This window comes from Pseudomonas sp. TE24901, assembly GCF_054058375.1.
Genome location: NZ_JBSSAF010000020.1, coordinates 1 through 20,471, shown reverse-complemented (window position 1 = coordinate 20,471; position 20,471 = coordinate 1). Strand labels below are relative to the sequence as shown.

At 62.4% G+C, this 20,471-nt stretch carries 18 protein-coding genes; 7 read left to right on the top strand and 11 right to left on the bottom strand.

The features are described 5' to 3' along the window. Positions 1-48: 48 nt before the first annotated feature. Genes ACVWVP_RS28485 through ACVWVP_RS28470 form a run of 4 tightly spaced genes read right to left on the bottom strand, consistent with a single transcriptional unit; the run spans position 49 to position 4,622 of the window. The gene (locus tag ACVWVP_RS28485) at positions 49-1,242 is read right to left on the bottom strand and encodes a CaiB/BaiF CoA transferase family protein (protein ID WP_259171613.1); all 1,194 of its coding nucleotides are present in this window, start codon (positions 1,240-1,242) and stop codon (positions 49-51) included. 9 nt (positions 1,243-1,251) lie between these two features. Further along, a complete protein-coding gene (locus ACVWVP_RS28480; RefSeq protein ID WP_457409338.1) occupies positions 1,252-2,601 on the bottom strand; it encodes an MmgE/PrpD family protein in 1,350 nt (449 codons plus the stop codon). Between the two features lie 10 nt (positions 2,602-2,611). Next, positions 2,612-3,775 (bottom strand): acyl-CoA dehydrogenase family protein, encoded by a 1,164-nt coding sequence (locus tag ACVWVP_RS28475; RefSeq protein ID WP_176995818.1) that lies wholly within the window; start codon positions 3,773-3,775, stop codon positions 2,612-2,614. A 28-nt stretch (positions 3,776-3,803) separates the two neighbouring features. After that, positions 3,804-4,622 carry an FAS1-like dehydratase domain-containing protein gene (locus tag ACVWVP_RS28470; protein WP_178924757.1) on the bottom strand — a complete coding sequence of 273 codons (819 nt, stop codon included), beginning with the start codon at positions 4,620-4,622 and terminating at the stop codon, positions 3,804-3,806. A 266-nt stretch (positions 4,623-4,888) separates the two neighbouring features. On the opposite strand from ACVWVP_RS28470, the gene ACVWVP_RS28465 reads away from it, so the two are divergent. The 4 genes from ACVWVP_RS28465 to ACVWVP_RS28450 all read left to right on the top strand — a co-directional run bounded on the left by ACVWVP_RS28465 (position 4,889) and on the right by ACVWVP_RS28450 (position 9,027). After that, positions 4,889-5,779, top strand: coding sequence for a LysR family transcriptional regulator (locus ACVWVP_RS28465; protein ID WP_176995816.1), 891 nt, complete (start codon positions 4,889-4,891; stop codon positions 5,777-5,779). 32 nt (positions 5,780-5,811) lie between these two features. Next, a complete protein-coding gene (locus tag ACVWVP_RS28460) occupies positions 5,812-6,300 on the top strand; it encodes a GFA family protein (RefSeq protein WP_178924755.1) in 489 nt (162 codons plus the stop codon). Between the two features lie 94 nt (positions 6,301-6,394). Beyond that, positions 6,395-8,218 carry a serine hydrolase domain-containing protein gene (locus ACVWVP_RS28455; RefSeq protein ID WP_457409334.1) on the top strand — a complete coding sequence of 608 codons (1,824 nt, stop codon included), beginning with the start codon at positions 6,395-6,397 and terminating at the stop codon, positions 8,216-8,218. Between the two features lie 17 nt (positions 8,219-8,235). Beyond that, complete coding sequence (locus ACVWVP_RS28450) at positions 8,236-9,027, top strand: MipA/OmpV family protein (RefSeq protein ID WP_178924751.1); 792 nt, start codon at positions 8,236-8,238, stop codon at positions 9,025-9,027. A gap of 112 nt (positions 9,028-9,139) precedes the next feature. On the opposite strand, the gene ACVWVP_RS28445 is transcribed toward ACVWVP_RS28450, so the two are convergent. After that, positions 9,140-10,417, bottom strand: coding sequence for an ATP-binding protein (locus ACVWVP_RS28445; RefSeq protein ID WP_178924749.1), 1,278 nt, complete (start codon positions 10,415-10,417; stop codon positions 9,140-9,142). Then, positions 10,418-11,125 (bottom strand): response regulator, encoded by a 708-nt coding sequence (locus tag ACVWVP_RS28440; protein ID WP_178924747.1) that lies wholly within the window; start codon positions 11,123-11,125, stop codon positions 10,418-10,420. A 157-nt stretch (positions 11,126-11,282) separates the two neighbouring features. Here ACVWVP_RS28440 and ACVWVP_RS28435 point away from each other — a divergent pair, with 157 nt between their 5' ends. Next, positions 11,283-12,482: an MFS transporter gene (locus ACVWVP_RS28435; protein WP_457409331.1), complete on the top strand. Its 1,200-nt coding sequence runs from the start codon at positions 11,283-11,285 to the stop codon at positions 12,480-12,482. Here ACVWVP_RS28435 and miaE read toward each other — a convergent pair. Further along, positions 12,438-13,040: a tRNA-(ms[2]io[6]A)-hydroxylase gene (gene miaE / locus ACVWVP_RS28430; protein ID WP_105697059.1), complete on the bottom strand. Its 603-nt coding sequence runs from the start codon at positions 13,038-13,040 to the stop codon at positions 12,438-12,440. The two genes, ACVWVP_RS28435 and miaE, sit on opposite strands and share 45 nt — an antisense overlap. A 153-nt stretch (positions 13,041-13,193) precedes the next feature. On the opposite strand from miaE, the gene ACVWVP_RS28425 reads away from it, so the two are divergent. Then, the gene (locus tag ACVWVP_RS28425) at positions 13,194-14,057 is read left to right on the top strand and encodes a universal stress protein (RefSeq protein WP_178924743.1); all 864 of its coding nucleotides are present in this window, start codon (positions 13,194-13,196) and stop codon (positions 14,055-14,057) included. 47 nt (positions 14,058-14,104) lie between these two features. Here ACVWVP_RS28425 and ACVWVP_RS28420 read toward each other — a convergent pair whose 3' ends face one another. Next, positions 14,105-14,575, bottom strand: coding sequence for a DUF1289 domain-containing protein (locus ACVWVP_RS28420; RefSeq protein WP_457409328.1), 471 nt, complete (start codon positions 14,573-14,575; stop codon positions 14,105-14,107). A 394-nt stretch (positions 14,576-14,969) separates the two neighbouring features. Here ACVWVP_RS28420 and acnB point away from each other — a divergent pair, with 394 nt between their 5' ends. Further along, a complete protein-coding gene (gene acnB / locus ACVWVP_RS28415) occupies positions 14,970-17,579 on the top strand; it encodes a bifunctional aconitate hydratase 2/2-methylisocitrate dehydratase (RefSeq protein ID WP_259171710.1) in 2,610 nt (869 codons plus the stop codon). A 51-nt stretch (positions 17,580-17,630) separates the two neighbouring features. Here acnB and ACVWVP_RS28410 read toward each other — a convergent pair whose 3' ends face one another. From ACVWVP_RS28410 to ACVWVP_RS28400, 3 genes are all read right to left on the bottom strand, one after another. Beyond that, positions 17,631-19,274 (bottom strand): SulP family inorganic anion transporter, encoded by a 1,644-nt coding sequence (locus ACVWVP_RS28410; RefSeq protein ID WP_457409326.1) that lies wholly within the window; start codon positions 19,272-19,274, stop codon positions 17,631-17,633. Then, on the bottom strand, positions 19,264-19,881 hold the full coding sequence (locus tag ACVWVP_RS28405; RefSeq protein ID WP_457409324.1) for a ParB-like protein: 618 nt from the start codon (positions 19,879-19,881) through the stop codon (positions 19,264-19,266). The genes ACVWVP_RS28410 and ACVWVP_RS28405 overlap by 11 nt, the downstream gene beginning before the upstream one ends. Positions 19,882-19,942: 61 nt before the next feature. After that, on the bottom strand, positions 19,943-20,077 hold the full coding sequence (locus ACVWVP_RS28400; protein WP_457409322.1) for a hypothetical protein: 135 nt from the start codon (positions 20,075-20,077) through the stop codon (positions 19,943-19,945). Positions 20,078-20,471 lie beyond the last annotated feature (394 nt).

Sequence of the window (20,471 nt, the reverse complement as noted above, 5' to 3'; positions counted from 1 at the left end):
CAGCCCCCGTAGGAGCCGGCTTGCCGGCGCCTACAAAGGGGATGCGGGTCAGATGACGCCGCGGGTTTTCAGGGTTTCGATGGCGTCGGCGCTGTAACCGAGCCTGTCGAGGATGGCCTGGCTGTGTTGCCCCAGTGCCGGTACGGCGTCCATGCGCGGGGTGAACGCCGCGTTGCGTGCCGGCGGCAGCAGCGAAGGCAACGGCCCGGCCGGGCTATCAACCTCACGCCAGCTGTCGCGGGCCTTGAGCTGCGGGTGCTCCCACACGCCCTGCATGTCGTTGACCCGTGCACTGGCAATCTGCGCCTCCTCCAGGCGCTGGATCACGGCCTCGGCATCGAGCTGCGCAAAGCGGTCGACGATGATCTGGCGCAGCACCTCGCGGTTGGCCGAGCGCTTGAAGTTCGCCGAAAAACGCTCATCCGTCGCCAGTTCCGGCGTGAGCAGCACCTTGTCGCAGAACGCCGCCCACTCGCGTTCATTCTGCAAACCGAGCATCACCGTGCCACCGTCACCGGTAGGAAACGGCCCATAGGGGTAGATCGTCGAATGCGCGGCGCCCGCACGCGGTGGCTGGGGCGCGCCGTCGAACGCGTAGTACATCGGGTAGCCCATCCACTCCACCAGGCTTTCCAGCATGCTCACGTCGATACGACTCCCCTTGCCGGTTTTGCCGCGCAACAGCAAGGCCGAGAGGATGCCGCTGTAGGCGTACATGCCCGCCGAGATGTCGGCGATGGAGCAGCCGGCCTTGGCCATCTGGTCTTCGCCCGGCCCGCCCGTCACCGACAGAAAGCCGCCTTCGCTCTGGATCAGCAGGTCGTAGGCCTTCTTCTTTTCATACGGCCCGCCTTCGCCATAGCCGGAAATGTCGCAGACGATCAACCGTGGAAAACGCTCATGCAGCGCCTCGAACGACAGGCCCATGCGCGCCGCTGCGCCGGGCGCCAGGTTCTGCACCAGCACGTCGGCGTCGGCCAGCAGGGTCTCGAGAATCGCGCCCGCCTCGTCCTGCTTGAGGTCAAGGGTCAGGCTTTCCTTGGAGCGGTTGGTCCACACGAAATGCGAGGCCAGGCCGCGCACGCGCTCGTCGTAGCCTCGGGCAAAATCGCCGGCGCCCGGGCGCTCCACCTTGATCACCCGAGCCCCCAGGTCGGCCAATTGGCGGGTACAGAATGGCGCGGCAATCGCATGTTCCAGGCTGATGACGGTGATGCCGTCCAGTGGTCGTTGGTTAGTCATGATGATCCCTCAAAGCCAGTGGGCCATGGACGCGGCGTTGCGCAAGTCCCAGACCTTCTCGATCAGGGCGTTGGCTTGGGCCGGGGTGCGGGCAGCGCTGAAGTGGATGAGTCGCTGGAATTTGTCCGCCAGCTCTGCCCGGCTCAGGGTGTTGCCCGGGTCGCCCTTGGGCTCGTCGATGGCACCACGCAGCGTGCGGCCATCCGTGGTGGTGACGGTGACGCGGCCGAGCCAGCGCTGCGGGTAGGCGCCATCGACTTCGGGGTCGAGGGTCATACTGACCTTGTCGCGAAAGGTAGCGACAGCCGGGTCGTTCAACGCCAGTTCGTGAAACTCAGTGAGGCCCGCCTTGCCATGCACAGCGATCAGGCCGAGCACGGTGCCCATGGAGAACTTGGCCTGGTGCACCGAGGCCGGCACCTTCACGCGGCCCAGCACGTCGATGGCGCCTTGGTGCACATGGGTTTGCACGCGTGCAATCTGCTCGGCGTGCAGGCCTTCGCGTTGCATCAGGCCGAGCAAGGCATCGGCGGCCGGGTGGGTGTGGCGGCACGAGGCGTGGAACTTGAACGAGGTTTCCAGCAGCGCCCAACGGCTACCGAGGTCGGCGGACAGCTTGGCGGGTTCGGCATCCGTGGACATGCCCGCCGCCAAGCCCTGGTCACCTTCGAGGATATTGCGCGCACCGGTCAGCCCGTCGGCCGTCAGGTAAGCGGCCAGCAACCCATCCGCCGCCGCCTTGGCCGTGTGCAGTTGCTTGGAGTCGGCGGCATCGCGCAGGAACTCCCACAGCCCTGCGGCCTGGGTGCCGGCGCTGCCGAGCAGGTTGATGAATTGTTCTTCGTTGAAACCCAGCAGCTTGCCCACGGCCACGGCAGCTGCGAGCGTGCCGACGGTGGCCGTGGTGTGGAAGATGCGGTAATGGGAACGCCCCATGAATTCGCCGATGCGAATGCCCGCTTCATAGCCGGCTACCGATGCCAGCAGCAGGTCGCGGCCGGATTTGCCGAGGTCTTGTGCTGCGGCCAACGCCGCCGGAAACACCACGGTGGCCGGGTGCAGCACCGAGCTGTTGTGCAGGTCGTCCTGCTCCACCAGGTGGGACGACGCACCGTTGACCAGCGCAGCGAAATAGGCGCTGCTGCTGCCGCCACTGACGATCACTTGGGCTGGGCCACTGGCAGGGCCCATCTTCTGCGCATAACGTTCGAACAACGGGATCGGGTGCGCACCTTTACTGGCCAGGGCCGAGGCCAACCAGTCCAGGTACAGGTCTTCGGTGCGCGCCAGCACGGCGTCAGGCAATTGCTCATAATTCAATGCGGCGAGGAACCGGCACAGCGCTTGGGTATGGCTCATGGTCGGGCCCTCAGAAACTGCGTGGCAGTTCGAGCAGGTGCTCGGCCACGTAGGACAGGATCAGGTTGGTGGAGATCGGCGCCACCTGGTACAGGCGGGTCTCGCGGAATTTGCGCTCCACGTCGTACTCGCAGGCAAACCCGAAGCCGCCGTGGGTTTGCAGGCAGGCGTTGGCCGCTTCCCACGACGCCTTGGCCGCCAGGTACTTGGCCATATTGGCGCTGGCTCCGGCATTGCGGCCGCTGTCGTATTCCTCGCAGGCACGCCAGCGCATCAGGTCGGCCGCCTCGATTTCGATATGGGCTTCGGCAATTGGGAACTGCACGCCTTGGTTCTGCCCGATGGGCCGGCCAAACACCACGCGGTCGCGGGCATAGGCGCTGGCTTTTTCGATGAACCAGCGGCCGTCACCGATGCATTCGGCAGCGATCAGCGTGCGCTCGGCATTGAGGCCGTCAAGGATGTACTTGAAGCCCTTGCCCTCCTCGCCAATCAGGCTGTCGGCGGGCAGCTCCAGGTTGTCGAAGAACAGCTCGTTGGTTTCATGGTTGACCATGTTGGCGATGGGTTGCACGGTGAGGCCGTTGCCGATGGCCTCGCGCAGGTCCACCAGGAAGATCGACATGCCTTCGGACTTTTTCTTCACCTCGGCCAACGGCGTGGTGCGCGCCAGCAGGATCATCAGGTCGGAATGCTGGATGCGTGAGATCCACACCTTCTGGCCATTGATCACGTACTTGTCGCCGCGCTTGATCGCGGTGGTCTTGATCTTGGTGGTGTCGGTGCCGGTGGTAGGCTCGGTGACGCCCATCGATTGCAGGCGCAGTTCGCCGCTGGCCAGCTTGGGCAGGTAGAAGCTTTTTTGCGCTTCGCTGCCATGACGCAACAGGGTGAACATGTTGTACATCTGGCCATGCACGGTGCCGGAGTTGCCGCCGCAACGGTTGACCTCTTCAAGGATCACCGAGGCTTCGGCCAAGCCCAGGCCGGAACCGCCGTACGCTTCGGGGATCATCGCCGACAGCCAGCCCGCATCGGTCAGGGCCTTGACGAAGGCTTCCGGGAAGCCTTTTTCTTCATCGATCTTACGCCAGTAGGCGGCATCGAATTCGGCGCACAAGGCGCGCACGCCTTCTCGGATGGCGTTGAGTTCTTCATTGTCATGGGGGTTCATTAACGGCTCTCCGCCTGTTGTTCTTTGATTATTCGAAATGCACGTGTGCGGTCTGCGCCAGGCCATCGCCGTTACCGGCCCACAGCTCGGCAACGCCGGTTTCAGTGAGGCGCCCACCCACTTCAAAAGCCTGCGGCGCGATCAGCGGGCGCACACCGCGATAGGCGAAACGGCGCAAGGTCTTGTCGGGGTGGGCACGGCAGAAGGCACGCAGGTTCAAGGTAGCGATCAGCGGCCCGTGCACCACCAGCCCGGCGTAGCCTTCGGTGCCGGTGACATAGGGGTAGTCGTAGTGAATGCGGTGGCCGTTGAAGGTCACGGCGCTGTAGCGAAACAGCAAGGTGGGGGTGGGCTCGACGGCTTCACGCCATTCGCCGGCCGCCAGCGCCTCACCGCTGCCCTGCTTGGGTGGCGTGGGCTCGCGATAGACGATGTCCTGTTCTTCGCGGATGGCCAGGCGACCTTGCTGGGAGTAGTCGTGGCGCACGGTGACGAACAACAGTGAACCGCTGCGACCGGCCTTTTCTTCGACCTGGGTGATGGTGGATACGCGGGTGGCCGCTTCGCCGGCACGCAGGGGGTGCAGGAATTCGAGGCGCCCACCGGCCCACATACGGTTGCGGTTGTCAGCCGGTGGCAGGAAGCCGCCTCGGGCCGGATGGCCGTCGCTGCCCAGCGCTGCTTCTGGCACTGGATCCTGGAAAAAACACCACTGCCACAGCGGGGGCACGGGCGCACCGTCTTCAGGCACTGGCTCACCGAACGTGGCGGCAATGCGTTTGAGCAGGTTATGGCTCAAATGGTCGTGGGCGGTTTCGCTTCGGCCGATCCAGTCTGTGGCGCTCATCGGGTGCAGGTCCTCTGGCAGTGGGTGTCTGCCCCGGATCATGCAAGCGCGTGCCCGTTCTGAGAATTTGCATTTCAATAAACCAGCGTTCGGTTATGCTGAACGCCACTCTTATGTACGGGGCGATTCCCTGTGGGAGCGGGCTTGCTCGCGAAAGCGGTTTGCCCGATACACATTCATTGACTGAGACACCGCCTTCGCGAGCAAGCCCGCTCCCACAATGAGATCTCCATTGTGATGAGAGTCATGTTCAACCTGGAGCCGCCATGCACTTCGATCTTGCTGACCTGCGCCTGTTTATCCATATCGCCGAATCCCCCAGCCTCACCCAGGGCGCCAAGCGGGCGTTTCTTTCACCGGCCGCCGCGAGTGCGCGGATCAAGGCGTTGGAAGGCCAGCTGGACACGCGCCTGCTCTACCGTGACAGCCGGGGCGTGGAGATCACCCCGGCCGGCGAGCGGCTGCTGCACCATGCGCGGTTGATCATGCGCCAGGTGGATTACCTCAAAAGCGAGTTCACCCAGTACGGCGTGGATTCGGCCGGGCACATCCGCATCTTCGCCAACACCACGGCCGTCACCGAGTTCCTGCCGGAAGTGCTGGCGGGTTTCTTGTCCAAGCGCCCCGGGGTGACAGTGGACCTGCAGGAGCGCCTGTCCCGAGATATCGTGCGCGGCGTGCTGGACGGCACCAGCGACATGGGCATCATCGCCGGCCCCGTGGAAGCGGCAGGTTTGCAGGTGTTGCATTTCAGCACCGACGAACTGGTGCTGATGGTACCCGTGGACCATCCCTTGGCTGGCCACGCTAAAGTCACCCTGGAACAGACCCTCGCCTACCAGCACATCGGCCTGCATGAAGGCAGCACGCTGTTGAGTTTTTTGCGTGAACACGTGGAGCGTATCGGCAAGCATTTGTCGCTGCGTATCCAGGTGTCGAGCTTCGAGGCGATCTGCCGGATGGTCGAGGCCGGTGTAGGCATCGGGATCATTCCGGAGTCTGCCGCCGTGCGGCACAGCCGGACCATGCAACTGGTGGCGGTCAAGCTGGATGAGCCCTGGGCGATTCGCGAGCGCAGCATCCTGGTGCGCGAGCTGGAAGCCTTGCCGGGGACGATCCGCGCGTTGATCGCCACCTTGATGCCCGAGAGCGCCTAAGCTCAACAGTCACCTTGCCAAAGGAGACAGCCATGCATTTAGAAGGATCCTGCCATTGCGGCGCCGTGACGTTCAGCCTCACCAGCGCCCACCCCTACCCTTACCAGCGTTGCTATTGCTCGATCTGTCGCAAGACCGGGGGCGGTGGCGGCTACGCGATCAACCTGGGCGGCGACGCCTCAAGCCTGAAAGTACGCGGACGCAAATACATTTCGATCTACCACGCCAAGCTCAAGCCAGACGGCGCCAGCCGCGCCCATGCGAGCACGGCCGAGCGACACTTCTGCTCGCAGTGCGCCAGTGCCTTGTGGTTGTTCAGCCCCGAGTGGCCGGAGCTGATCCACCCGTTTGCCTCGGCCATCGACACGCCGTTGCCGGTGCCGCCGGAGCACACCCACTTGATGCTGGGCTCCAAGGCACCCTGGGTTGAAGTGAGCGTGCGCAAGGGCGACCTGCAATTCGACGAATACCCCGAGGAGTCCATCGCCCAGTGGCATGCGCGATTGGGATTGGCCCGTTAACAGTCTTTGACAGTTTCCCGACAAAGCTCTCAAAGATTGTGGGCGGGCACGGCCCTAGCATTCGAGCATCCACATCACCATCCGGGTGCTCTTCATGTTTCGCACATTGCGCGGTATTCCACTGCTGGGTTGCCTGCTGGGCAGTATCGGGTGCCATGGGCAACCGCCTGCCCCGCCGCCGATTCCCAAGGGTGACTACAGCGCGATCATCCGTTACCTGCAAACCCGCATTCCCCGGGACATGGCCCGGGAGAATGTGCCCGGGCTGTCCATTGCCCTGGTCAATGGCCAGGAGCTGATCTGGGCCCGTGGCTTTGGCCTGGCTGACAAAAGCCAGGGTGTACCGGTCACGCCCAATACGGCGTTTCGTGCCGGGGGCATCTCCAAGCTGCTGACCGCCACGGCGGCCCTGCAACTGGTGGAGCAGCAACGCCTGGCGCTGGACGCGCCGATCCAGCAAACCCTACGCGAGTTTTACGTGCGTTCGCGCTTTCACACCGACCAGGCTGCCGCTGACCGCGATATCACCCTGCGCCGATTGCTCAGCCACCAATCCGGCTTGCCCAGCGAACACCTGCGTGACCTGCGCAGCAGCTTTGCCATGGGCCAGATGCCGGCGCGCATATCAGGGGTGTGGCTGAGCAGCCCACCCGGCTCCCAGGTAGCCTATTCCAACCTCGGGTACTCGCTGGTCGGCGCCGCCATCGAGCGCAGCAGCGGCAAAAGCTTTGAGGCCCAATTGCAAAACAGCCTGCTCAAGCCGCTGGAGATGAAGCAGTCGAGTTTTGTCGGCACCCGCGCCGAACTCGGCTATCGCGCGTTGGGTTACGAGGATGGCGTCGCCAGTACCGACGCCCAAGTGCGCGACCTCGCTGCGGGCGGTTTGTGGACCAGCCCCAAAGACCTCGCCCACTACGTGCAGATGCTGTTCGCCCAGGGCACCTACAAGGGCAATCGCGTGCTGAGCCGCGCCTCGATCGACGACATGTTCACCCAGCAAAACACCGGCAACGCCCTGGATTTCGATTGCCAGGTGGGCCTGGCCTGGTTCCTTGCGCCCTGCGGTGACGAGCCTATTGGCGCAGGCGTACGCACCTACCAGCACAGCGGCGGTGGCGATGACTTTGCCGCGCAACTGACCCTGCTGCCCGACCAGCAACTGGCCGTGATCATCATGGCCAACGACAGCAACGCTGAGGACATGGTGGTGTCGTTGTCCACCGACGCCCTGCGCCTGATGCTCCAGGCCCAGACCGGCGACCCGGTGTGCGCCGACGACTGCCAGGCGCCCACCCACGGCCTCAAGCTGCGCCATGTGCCGGCCGCCGTCGACCGCAAGCGCCTGGCCGGGTTTTATGCGACGGCTTGGGGGGTGTTCCGGATCAAGGATGAGCCTGATCGCTTGACCGGCGAGTTGGCCGGGTACGATTTCGAACTGCTGCGTGACGATCACGGTTGGCTGCGTGCGCAGAAGAAAATCCTCGGCTTCTGGCTCAAGGACCTCGGCGAACTGGGCCGCGTGCAGCTGGATGTGGTGACGGTACAGGGCCGCCAGATGCTTACCGCCCGCAGCCACGGCCAGCGCATTGCCATTGGCGAACGCATCGACCCGCCGCCCCTGCCCCTGGCCTGGGCCGACACCATCGGCACCTATCAAGTGCTCAATACCCATGAGCCCGACGCGCCCTTGAGCGGGATCAGCGTGCGCCTGGAAGAAGGTTTCCTGGTGATTCGCGGCCAACTGCATGACGAGCCACTGACCGACTACATCCTGCTCCCCGTCGACAACGCCCACGCGGTATTGGCCGGGAACGGCTATGGCCTGGGCGACACCGTGAGCCGCCAGGTCAACGGCTTGAGCGCTTCGGGCTACTCCTTCAAACGCACGCACTCCCCCAATAACCCTCTGATTTTTTAATACGGAAGACCACCCTGATGCGCTCAAGAAACCTTTGCCTGTCGATGACCTCGCTGTGCCTGCTTGCGGGCGCCAACACGGCATTCGCCGACGACTGGGAATACAGCCTCAAGGCGGGCGTGGCGAATGCGCCGCGCTACAGCGGCAGCGATGAACGCATGACCGCGCCAGTGCTGGGCGGCAAAGTCGTCAGCCCCTGGGGCATCTTCCTCGACACCGACAAAGGCCTGGGTTGGGGTTATGAAGGTAATGCCCTTAGCTTCAGCGCCTACGTGGGCGCCAGCGGTTCACGCAAAGATAAAAATGACAGCCTGCATGCAGGCTCCAAACGCCTCAAGGGCATGGGCGAGATCAAGTCACGCCCGCAGTTGGGCGTCAGTGCCAGCTACAACCTGGGCGGCGTGATCGCGGGGGCGACTCTGGAGCATGCGCTCAAGGAAAACGATCACAAGGACACCGGCAAGGCCTATACCCACCTGGAGCTGAGCCTGGGTACCAACCTGTATGAAGGCCGCTATGGTTCAGTCGATGCAGGCCTGAGCAGCCACTTCGGCGACCGTGAGTACTTGCAGACCTGGTACGGCGTGACCACCGGCCAGGCCGCGCAAAGCCGCTTCAAGGCCTACAAGGCTGGCGCGGGCAACATCAGCAACGGCATGAACCTGACCTGGAGCGTGCCAATCAGCGAACACACCCAGTTCTCGACCTTGCTGGACGTGCAGTACCTGGCAGATGAAGCGGGCAAGAGCCCGATTGTGGAGCGGCGGTTGCAGACGTCGGTGATGGGGATGGTCGAGTACACCTTCTGACCTGATAGGTGGGAGCGGGCTTGCTCGCGAAGGCGGTGGGTCAGGCAAAGATATTTCGACTGATCGGCCGCATTCGCGAGCAAGCCCGCCCCACATTAGAACGTCTACACATTCACTCGGCATATGCCCAGGTCATGCGGAACGATGCCCCGCCCCACTCCGAATCCAGCACTTCCACCTGCCCGCCGTGCCACTGGCTGACACGCTGCACCAGCGCCAGGCCCAGGCCGAAGCCGCCGGTGCGGCGGTCGCGGCTGGCGTCCAGGCGCATGAAGGGTTCGAAGATCTTGGCCCGGCCGTCCAGCGGTACGCCCGGGCCATCGTCGTTGACCCGCACTTCGTAGCCGCTGCCGAACTTGACCAGCGACACCTCCACGCGGCGCTCGGCATAGCGGATGGCATTGCGCAGCAGGTTGATCACCGCACGGGCCATGAAGCGCGGCTCGATCTGGATGAAATCCACCTCGCAGGTGCGTAACGACAACTGCACACCGGCCGCCTCGGCCTCCAGCGCCACGCTGCCGATCACGCTGTCGAGCCAGCTGTGGGCCTCGATACTTTCGCGGGTGACCTGGGTGGCGCCGCGCTCCAGGCTGGCGTAGGTCAACAGTTCCGAGACCATTTCCTCCAGCTCGCCGAGGTCGGCATACATATCGGAAATCAGCTCGCGGCTCTGGCGCGGGTCGGCCTGTTGCTTGAGCTGGTCCAGCTCGAACGACAACCGCGCAATCGGCGTGCGCAGCTCGTGGGAGACAGCATTGGTCAGCTCACGCTGGTTGGCGATCAGGCTTTCAATGCGCTCGGCCATCTGGTTGAAGTGCCCGGCCAGTTCGCGCACGGTGGAGCGGCGCGGCAGCAGGATGCGTGAACCCAGGTCGTTATCGCCAAACCGCTGCGCGGCCAGGCGGATATGCTCCAGGTCGCGCCAATGGGGGCGTACCCAGAAATACAACACGATCGCCAGGCTCACCCCGAGGAAGCTATAGGCCCAGAGGTACAACCACTTGGGTTCTTCCGGCAACTTGATGTCCAGCAGTTGCGGGCCACCGTCGATATTGGTGATGAACTCCATGAAGTCGCCACGCACCACCAACTGGCCGTCGGCAAGCAGCTTTTGCTCGCGCTCGTTGAGGGCCATGGCATCGCGCTCCACCAGCTTGAGGTGCAAGCCGTAATGGGGTTGCAGCTCGGCCAGGCGCGCCTCGCGGGCCGCGCCCTGCACCGGGCGCAGTTGCTCCACCACGCCATAAGCCGGGCCGCGCAGCGCTTCGCGGTTATAGACTTCGTTGGCTTCGGGCAGCAGCTCGTCGAAGGTGTAGTTGACCAGCCAGATCGCCCCGGCCAACCCCAGCGCGAGGATGACGTACAGGCGCAAAAACAGCCGTAGCATCTAGGCCTCCCACGCAAACGGATTGAACAGGTAGCCCTTGCCCCAGATGGTCTTGATGCACACCGGTTCCCGTGGGTTGTCGTTGAGCTTGCCGCGCAGCTTGCTGATGTAAACGTCGACGCTGCGGTTGAGGCCGTCGAAGGCGATGCCACGCATGCGGTTGAGGATGTCGTCGCGCGACAGGATGGTGCCGGAGTGGCTGGCCAGCAACCACAGCAGCTCGAACTCCATGGTGGTGAGGTCGACCTTCTCGTCGCCCAGGCTGACCACCCGGCAGCTGCGGTCAATCGACAAACGGCCGAACTCCAGGAAGCCGCGCACGGTGGGCTCGGGCACTTGGCGACGCTGCAAGGCACGTAAACGGGCGAGCAGCACGGGTGGCTTGATGGGTTTGATCACATAGTCGTCGGCACCGGACTCCAGGCCCAGGATGTGGTCCAGGTCATCTTCCTTGGCGGTGAGGATCACGATGGGCGTGTCGGACACATTGCGGATTTCGCGGCACACGTGCAGGCCGCTCTGGCCCGGCAACATCAAGTCGAGCACGACGATTTTCGGCTTGAAATCGAGAAAGGCTGCCAAGGCTTCATCGCCCCGGTGCACCACACGCACCTCGAAACCGTGTTGCGACAGAAAGTGCGCGATCAGCCCCGCCAGCTTTTCATCGTCCTCGACGAGCAGAACCTTGCCCAGACCCAGGTTTTCCATAAATTCTCAGTGTGGATGCGCGAATTGAAGTGTGCGCATTATAGGTGGCAAGCCGGTGCACTGAAGCGGTTGGCCATTACGCGCCGACGAAGCTTCATGCTTTTAAGAGTTTTTAACAAATACCCCGCACTCTTTAACGCCATTCACAGGGAGTTGTATGCGCAAGGATTACCTGGCGTTCTTTGTTTCGCTGTTTTTGTCGCGACTGGCAGACCAGATTCTGCTGTTTATCGTGCCGTTGATCGTGTTCCAGAGTACCGGGAGCGTTTCCTGGGCCGGCCTGGCATTTTTTGTCGAGTCGCTGCCGCGCTACCTGGCATTTCCGGTGTGCGGGGCATTGTGCGACAAGTACCCGCCCGCGCGCATCCTGCATATCAGCCAGGTGTATCGGGCACTGGCCTGCGTGATGGCGGTGACGCTGTACGGCCTGTTCGAGGGGATCCACTGGATCGTGCTGCTCTCGGCGCTGTGCGGGGTGTTGACCACCCAGGGCATCATGGCCCGAGAAGTGCTGATGCCCCATGTATTCCCGCAATACAGCTATGCCAAGACCCTGTCCTACTCGCAAATCGCCGACCAGAGCGGGCTGGTGCTGGGCCCGCTGGTGGCGGCGCTGATGCTGGAGGTGTGGCCTTGGCACCTCGTGGTACTGGGGGTGGCCGGGTTGTTTGTGATGGCCGACGTGGCGATGCGCGTGTGGCAACGCAACAGCACGGTGAACCTGCAAGTCTTTGTGCAGCATCGGGATATCTGGCTGCAGCCGCTGCGCACGGCGCTGGGGCATATCCGCAACCTGGCGGAGTTGAAACGCGTGATCATCCTGGCGGTGGGCGTGAACCTGATCATCGGCGTGACCCTGGCGACTTCGGCGGCGATGGTCACCGGCCAGTTTGGCGCGGGCAAGGATGGCTATGCCGTGCTGCAGGCGGCCGGTGCCGGGGTGACCATCGCCATCCTGTTTTACCTGGCGCGTGCCACATTGCCCCTGAAGGTGCTGGGCGGCCTGTCGTATTCGATGATTGCCGTGGGCGCGCTGATCATGGCGATCAGCCCCAATCTCTGGGCCTACACCCTGGGGTTCCTGCTGGTGACCGGCTTCGACAAGATGTTCAACGTGTACATGCGCAGCACCCGGCAGCGGGTGATCCCGGTGCAGGATTTTGGCAAGACGGTGGGCGTGATCACCCTGTTCAACAACCTGGCCCAGCCCTTGGCCGGTTTGCTGATCGCCGTGGCGGCGGCGCCCCTGGGCACGCAGACGGTGATCCTGCTGCTGACCGGAATCACCGCGCTGATCGGCGTGGCCGTGGCGTCAGGCTGGCACGCCACTGTGAAAGCGGAACTCGACGTCGGGTGACTCGATCAGCTCCTGCTCGGCCGCCCTCACCCGCTCGATCACTTGGGCGACATCCTTGGCGTCACCGTACTGGTAGGCCAGTTTCAGGTAGCCCTGGAAATGCCGGGCTTCGCTTTTCAGCAAGCCGAAGTAGAACTTGCCGAGTTCTTCGTCCAAATGCGGCACCAGTGCTTCGAAACGCTCGCAACTGCGCGCTTCGATGAACGCGCCTACCACCAGCGTGTCCACCAGCTTGACCGGCTCATGGGTGCGCACCACTTTGCGCAAACCCGAGGCATAACGCCCGGCATTCAGTTGGCGCAGCTCGATTTTGCGTTTTTTCATCAGGCGCATGACCTGTTCGTGGTGCACCAGTTCTTCCCGGGCCAGGCGCGACATCATGTTGATCAGGTCGACATGGCTGTAGTACTTGGCAATCAGGCTCAGGGCGGTGCTGGCCGCTTTGAATTCGCAGTTCTTATGGTCGATCAGCAGGGTTTCCTGATCGGCCAGTGCGGCCTGGACCCAGGCGTCGGGGGTGCGGCAGCCGAGGAATTCGTGGATTTCGGGCAGGTTCATCGGGCTCACGGGCAAAAGGATCACAAAAGGGCGCCGATTATACCGACCACGCCGCAGACCACCAGCCACCGCCCTTGATGTGCATCAACATGACGGCAGCGTGGCAGCAACTATAGTTGTTGCACGCCCACCCTCTTCCTGGAGTTCCCGACCATGCAAGCCATCCGCAGCCTCCTGGTGGTCATCGAGCCCGAGCATTCGGAAAGCCTGGCCCTCAAGCGTGCCAAGCTGATCGCCGGGGTCACCGGCGCGCACTTGCATTTACTGGTGTGCGACAAGAAACACGAGCACTCGGCGCTGCTGAGCCTGCTCAAGGCCGGTTTGCAGGAGGACGGCTACAGCGTCACCACCGAGCAGGCCTGGAATGACAGCCTGCATGAAACCATCATCGATGTGCAGCAGGCCGAGGGCTGCGGGCTGGTGATCAAGCAGCACTTCCCTGACAGCGCGCTGAAAAAGGCCCTGCTGACGCCTGCGGATTGGAAGTTGCTGCGTTATTGCCCGACTGCGGTGCTGTTGGTCAAGACCGCCACACCGTGGGCGGGCCGGGTGATCCTGGCGGCCATCGACGTGGGCAACAACGACGGTGAGCACCGCTCACTGCATAATTCGATCATCGATCACGGTTTCGATATCGCGCATTTGGCCAAGGCGCAGCTGCATGTGATCAGCGCCCACCCGTCACCGATGCTGTCAGCGGCCGACCCGACCTTCCAGCTCAAGGAGACCATCGAGGCGCGTTATCGCGAGCAATGCAGGGCGTTTCAGGCGGAGTTCGATGTGGATGACAAACATCTGCATATCGAGGAAGGGCCGGCGGACGTGTTGATACCGCATCTCGCCCACACGCTGCAGGCGGCGGTCACTATCATCGGCACCGTGGGCCGCACGGGTATTTCCGGGGCATTGATCGGCAACACCGCAGAGGTCGTGCTGGATACGCTGGAAAGCGATGTATTGGTGCTCAAGCCGCAGGAGTTGATGGATCATCTGGAAGAACTGGCCAGCAAGCCCTGACACTGCCCTTTCAAACCGTGAAGCTCTCACAGGTGTTTTGTGTGGTGTCAGGTGGAAAATACATCCTTGAGAAACCCGGGGGCGATGTAGCGCTGGTAATGCGCCTCGGAGAGGATGAAGAACTCTCGATCAATGGCATCGCGCAAATCCGGCAACGCCCACCCGCGAAACTCCGGCAATAGCACCATGCCATAGGCCTCCAGGTTGGAAATCACCCGCGCGCCCCGGGCGATCAACTGGTAGGCCCAGCAGTACTCGGACTGGTGCGGCACAAAGCGGATCTTGCGTTGCTCCAACTGCCCGCGCAGGGCCTTGGGGTCGAACACCTCCAGTTTGCCGGCCATCACCTGCACCAGCAGTTGCTCCAGGCGCAGCCAGACCGCTCGTTTTTCTTCCTCGTTATAGCCATTCCACTGGATCACCTCGTGATGGAAGCGCTTGCAGCCACGGCACACCAGATCGCCGTAAACCGTGGAGCACAGGCCGACGCAGGGGGTCTTGATGGTTTGGTTGGACATGGGCAACAACACGCCGATCAGCGAAACAATGCGCCATGTTAGCCCTTTGTCTAACGGCTATCACCCCGCAAACTTGGTTAGGCAACTTACCTTTAGAAATTTTTTGCCGTAGAATCATCCGGCCTTGTAAGGCGCCAATAGTCCATTGGAAGCTGTTTTCAAAGCGTCACGAGCACAGTCGTTCCTTCAGAGCGGTGTTGGCGACGGTTATTTACGCGGTAAATAGCCAGCGCCAACCCTCATCAGCTCCGCTCTGCAGGCGTAAAACTTTGAAAGCAGCTTCTGTGAGGAATGCCGGCAGCGCTGGCTTTGCGGCCCAAAAAGCCCCCGAGCGCATGCGTGCCGTTCATTTCTGGATGAGCGTCCCGTGGGACCACTGATGAGGGTAATAACTGTGCTTGAAGCCTACCGCAAACATATCGAAGAGCGTGCAGCACTGGGTATCGTTCCCCAGCCGCTTAACGCCGAACAAACCGCAGGCCTGGTCGAGCTGCTGAAAAATCCTCCGGCTGGCGAAGAAGAATTCCTCGTTGACCTGATCACCAACCGCATTCCACCAGGTGTTGACGAAGCTGCCTACGTCAAGGCCGGTTTCCTGTCTGCCCTGGCCAAGGGCGAAGCCACTTCCCCCCTGATCAGCAAACAGCGCGCCGTTGAACTGCTTGGCACCATGCAAGGCGGCTACAACATCGTGACCCTGGTCGAGCTGCTGGACGACGCCACCCTGGCTCCTGTCGCCGCCGCCCAACTCAAGCACACCCTGCTGATGTTCGATGCGTTCCACGACGTGGCTGAAAAAGCCCGTAACGGCAACGAACACGCCAAAGCCGTGATCCAGTCCTGGGCTGACGGCGAGTGGTTCCGCAACCGCCCTACCCTGGCCGACAAGATCAGCCTGCGCGTCTTCAAGGTCACCGGCGAAACCAACACCGACGACCTGTCCCCTGCGCCTGACGCCTGGTCCCGCCCGGACATCCCGCTGCACGCCCTGGCCATGCTGAAAATGGCGCGCGAAGGCATCGTGCCGGACGAGCAAGGCAAGACCGGCCCGATGAAGCAGATCGAAGAAATGCGCGGCCAAGGCTTCCCGATCGCCTACGTGGGCGACGTGGTCGGTACCGGTTCGTCGCGTAAATCGGCCACCAACTCCGTGCTGTGGTTCTTCGGCGACGACGTGCCATACGTGCCGAACAAGCGCGCCGGCGGCTTCTGCTTCGGCAGCAAGATCGCTCCAATCTTCTACAACACCATGGAAGATGCCGGCGCACTGCCAATCGAATTCGACGTTACCAACATGAACATGGGCGACGTGATCGACCTGTACCCACATGCTGGCAAAGTCTGCAAACACGGCACCGACGAAGTCATCACCACCTTCGAAATGAAGACCCCGGTGCTGTTGGACGAAGTCCGTGCCGGCGGCCGTATCCCGCTGATCATCGGTCGCGGCCTGACCGACAAGGCACGTGCCGAACTGGGCCTGGGCCCAACCGACCTGTTCAAGCTGCCTGAAGCACCTGTCGACACTGGCAAGGGCTACACCCTGGCACAGAAAATGGTGGGCAAGGCGTGCGGCCTGCCGGAAGGCAAAGGCGTTCGTCCTGGCACCTACTGCGAGCCGAAGATGACCACCGTGGGTTCCCAGGACACCACCGGTCCGATGACCCGTGACGAACTGAAAGACTTGGCGTGCCTGGGCTTCTCGACCGACCTGGTGATGCAGTCCTTCTGCCACACCGCGGCCTATCCAAAGCCGATCGACGTGACCACCCACCACACCCTGCCTGACTTCATCATGACCCGTGGCGGTGTATCGCTGCGTCCAGGCGACGGCATCATCCACAGCTGGCTGAACCGCATGCTGCTGCCGGACACCGTGGGTACCGGTGGTGACTCCCACACCCGTTTCCCGATGGGCATCTCGTTCCCGGCCGGTTCTGGCCTGGTCGCGTTCGCCGCAGCCACTGGCGTGATGCCACTGGACATGCCGGAATCGATCCTGGTGCGCTTCAAAGGCAAGATGAAACCTGGCATCACCCTGCGTGACCTGGTTCATGCCATTCCTTACTACGCGATCCAGTCGGGCCTGCTGACCGTAGAGAAGAAAGGCAAGAAGAACGCCTTCTCCGGCCGCATCCTGGAGATCGAAGGCCTGAACGACCTGACGCTGGAGCAAGCGTTCGAACTGTCCGACGCCTCGGCGGAACGTTCGGCTGCCGGTTGCACCATCAAGCTGTCCAAAGAGTCCATCACCGAGTACCTGAACTCCAACATCACCCTGCTGCGCTGGATGATCGGTGAAGGCTACGGCGATGCACGTACCCTGGAACGTCGTGCTCAAGCGATGGAAGCCTGGGTCAAGAACCCTGAGCTGATGGAAGCCGATGCCGACGCGGAATACGCCGAAATCATCGAGATCGATCTGGCGGAAATCAACGAGCCTATCCTCTGCGCACCGAACGACCCGGACGATGCCCGTCTGCTGTCGAGCGTTGCAGGCGAGAAGATCGACGAAGTGTTCATCGGTTCGTGCATGACCAACATCGGTCACTTCCGCGCTGCCGGTAAGCTGCTGGAGCAGGTCAAGGGTCAGCTGCCAACCCGTCTGTGGCTGTCGCCGCCGACGAAGATGGACGCTCACCAACTGACCGAAGAAGGCTACTACGGCATCTACGGCAAGGCTGGCGCGCGCATGGAAATGCCGGGCTGCTCGCTGTGCATGGGTAACCAGGCACGTGTAGAGCCGAACTCGACCGTTGTGTCGACTTCCACCCGTAACTTCCCGAACCGCCTGGGTGACGGCGCGAACGTCTACCTGGCCTCGGCTGAGCTGGCGGCTGTTGCTTCCACTCTGGGTCGCCTGCCGACCGTCGAAGAGTACATGGGCTACGCAGCGAAACTGGACACCATGGCCAGTGACGTCTACCGCTACCTGAACTTCGACCAGATCGCCGAGTTCCGTAAAATCGCAGCAAGCGCCAACATCCCGGTGATTCAAGCCTAAGGTGTGTTGACGTAAAAGGACGCCGCGTATTCCACGATACGCGGCGTTTTTTTATGCCTGGGATTTGGCCAGTTGCACGGCACCATCGACACTCAGGGCGCAGAGCTGAACCTGCGGCGCCTGCGCTTCGGGCAATGCCTGCAACACGTCCATCGCCGGATGCCGCACACGCGCCAGCACCAGGCGCTTGCCCTCCCCGCGCACTTGGGCAAAGAACGCCGCCAGAGCTTCAATACTGGTGCCATCCAGGTCCGGCGACTCTTCCAGGCTCAACACCACTGCGTCCACCGGCGACTGGCGCATCAAGCGCAAGGCGGCGCCGAGGATACGTTCAGCATTGGCGAAGAACAGCGCCTCGCTGGGCCGCACGATCAACACACCGGGCACTGCCACCGCATCGGCGTGGTGCTGGCAGTCGACAAAGTCATGGCTATCGCCCAGGCGGCCCAGCACTTGTATGTCGGCCGACGACATCTGCCGCAGCATCAACACCACGCTGATCGCTACCGCCAGCAGCAAACCATCCAGCACGCCCAACACCAGCACCGCCGCCACAGCACAGACCACCAGCAAACGGTCGCGCCGCCACAGAAAATAACGCCCCAGGGGCTGCAGACTCAAGCCCCGCGCCAAGGCATACACGACGATGGCCGCCAGCACAGGCTCCGGGGTCAGCGCCACATACGGCAGCACGGTCAGCACGATCAGCAGCACCACCAAGGCCGCGACAATGCCCGACAGACGCGAGCTGGCCCCCGCCGCTTCATTGGCCGAGGTGGCCGAATACCCGGCACCGGCCGGCATGCCGTGGAACAACCCGGATACCAGGTTGGCCGCGCCCAAGGCCAGCAGGTCGCGGTTGGATGACACATGATCGCCGTGTTTAAGCGCAAACGAGCTGATGGAGCCGTACGACTCTGCATACAGGATCATCACCAAGGCAAACGCCAGTTCGCCCAACCGCAGCCAGTCGGCGAACGGCAAATCCGGGAAGTGCCCCAACGCCAGGCGCAGATCGATCAAACCGATCAGGGCAACGCCGTGGGCCTGCAAGTCCAGGTACTGCCCGGCAACGATGCCCAGCACCACCACCAACAGCCCGCCCGGCAAGCGAGGAATCCGCGCACACACCCACAGCACCAGCAACGCCACCCCGGCCACCGTCGCGGCCGGCCAGTTCCAGCGAGGCAACTGCTCGAGCAATTGCGGCAGGAAGCGGATCAGGTTGTTGTCGGTCAGGTGCACGCCGACCACGCTGGCCAACTGCTTGAGGATGATGGTCAGCGCCAATCCGAAGGCAAAGCCGCGCAACACCGGTTTGGCGATGAACGACGTCACACCCCCCAGCTTGAACAACCCCGCCAGCAGGAACAGCACCGCAGTGATCAGCACCAGGCCGAACGCCAGGGACAGCCTCAACGCCGGATCACCACCGGCCAGGCTGGCCGTAGCCGCCGCCAATACCGCCGCCGAAGACGAGGTGGCCGAAACAATCGCAAAGCGACTGGTGCCGAACAGGCCGTAACACAGCAGCCCTGCAAACAGGGCAATCACCCCAGCCTGGGGTGGCAATGCGGCGATGCTGGAATACGCCACCGCTTCGGGCAGCAACAACCCGGCAATGGACAACCCGGCAAGCAGGTCCTGGATACGGTTGGGTGATGCAACAAACGGGGCATTGGTTTCAGTTTTCAATCGGCCCTACCCATCCCGGCAAATAACGTGCTTCCTGGCTGCGCGCCAGGACCATAGCCTTGGCCAACACCTTGGCACTCGGCTGGCTGACCACATCGCTACCGATACGGGAGCGGAAAAAATCAGCCCAGAGAAACTCGCTGAACGGCGTAGCGTCCTTGGCGTAACCGCCCGCCGTACGCAGCAGGCCCGCCAGGCTGCGATAGGGATCATCCTGCAAGTCGGTAATCTTTCGGGGGATAGCCTCGTAGGAACGACGCAGCCCCCGGGCATCATAAGGGTGAACCCACTGGTTGAACGCCATGACATTCCAGAACGTGCTGCGCTCGACGAACGACAAGTCCTTGAGCATCAGCAACGACACGCTCTTGACCTCTTCCAGCAGCAGGGCCAGGCCAAAGTGGTGGTGATCGGTGATGTAATAACGCTCGTCCGGCCCCAACACGCAGGGGAACCAGTGTTTATCCAGCGCAGCGGCGCGCTCCTTGCGCTTGAGCTTGGTCCAGGCTTCGCGCTTGGCGGCGACCTCAGCCAGGCCGACAGTGAGTTGCGTGGGGTGCAGCTTTTCCAGCTTGCCGGTGACCAGTTGCGGGCGGGGCCGAGCCATGGACAACTCCAAAAAGGAACCTGTAAGCCGACAAGCTTAGCCCTCATTGCAACGCAGGTATCTACAGACACTCCGGCCCCAGCCATTGGCTTTGGCTTTTGATCTTGATCTTGATCTTGATCTTGATCTTGATCTTGATCTTGATCTTGATCTTGATCTTGATCTTGATCTTGATCTGAGGCGCCCCGTTAACCACGCTGGCCGAACGCAGGCTTGAATCCGTGGGTAACCCGGCAGGACGCCGGGTTAGCCGTCCTGGGCCAGGGATGGCCCATGACGGCGGCCCACGGATTCAAGCCTTCGTTCGGGCACACCGAGCCTAGGCGAGGTGCCGAGTGGTGGGGCAAAGACCTTTTGGTTACTTTTGGGGCGTTTGCCAAAAGTGACCCGCCGTAAGGGCGGAACCCTAAGCCGCCGTGACCGCAGCAACGGATATGTACTCCGACCAAAAATCTATAGCGCCCAGCCCACAGTCATCGCAGGCAAGCCAGCTCCCACATTAGAACCGTGTACATCCAATAACACTAAATCGCCTGATAGGCCGCCTTCGCGAGCAAGCCCGCTCCCACAGTTGGAATGTGGGGTGTCAG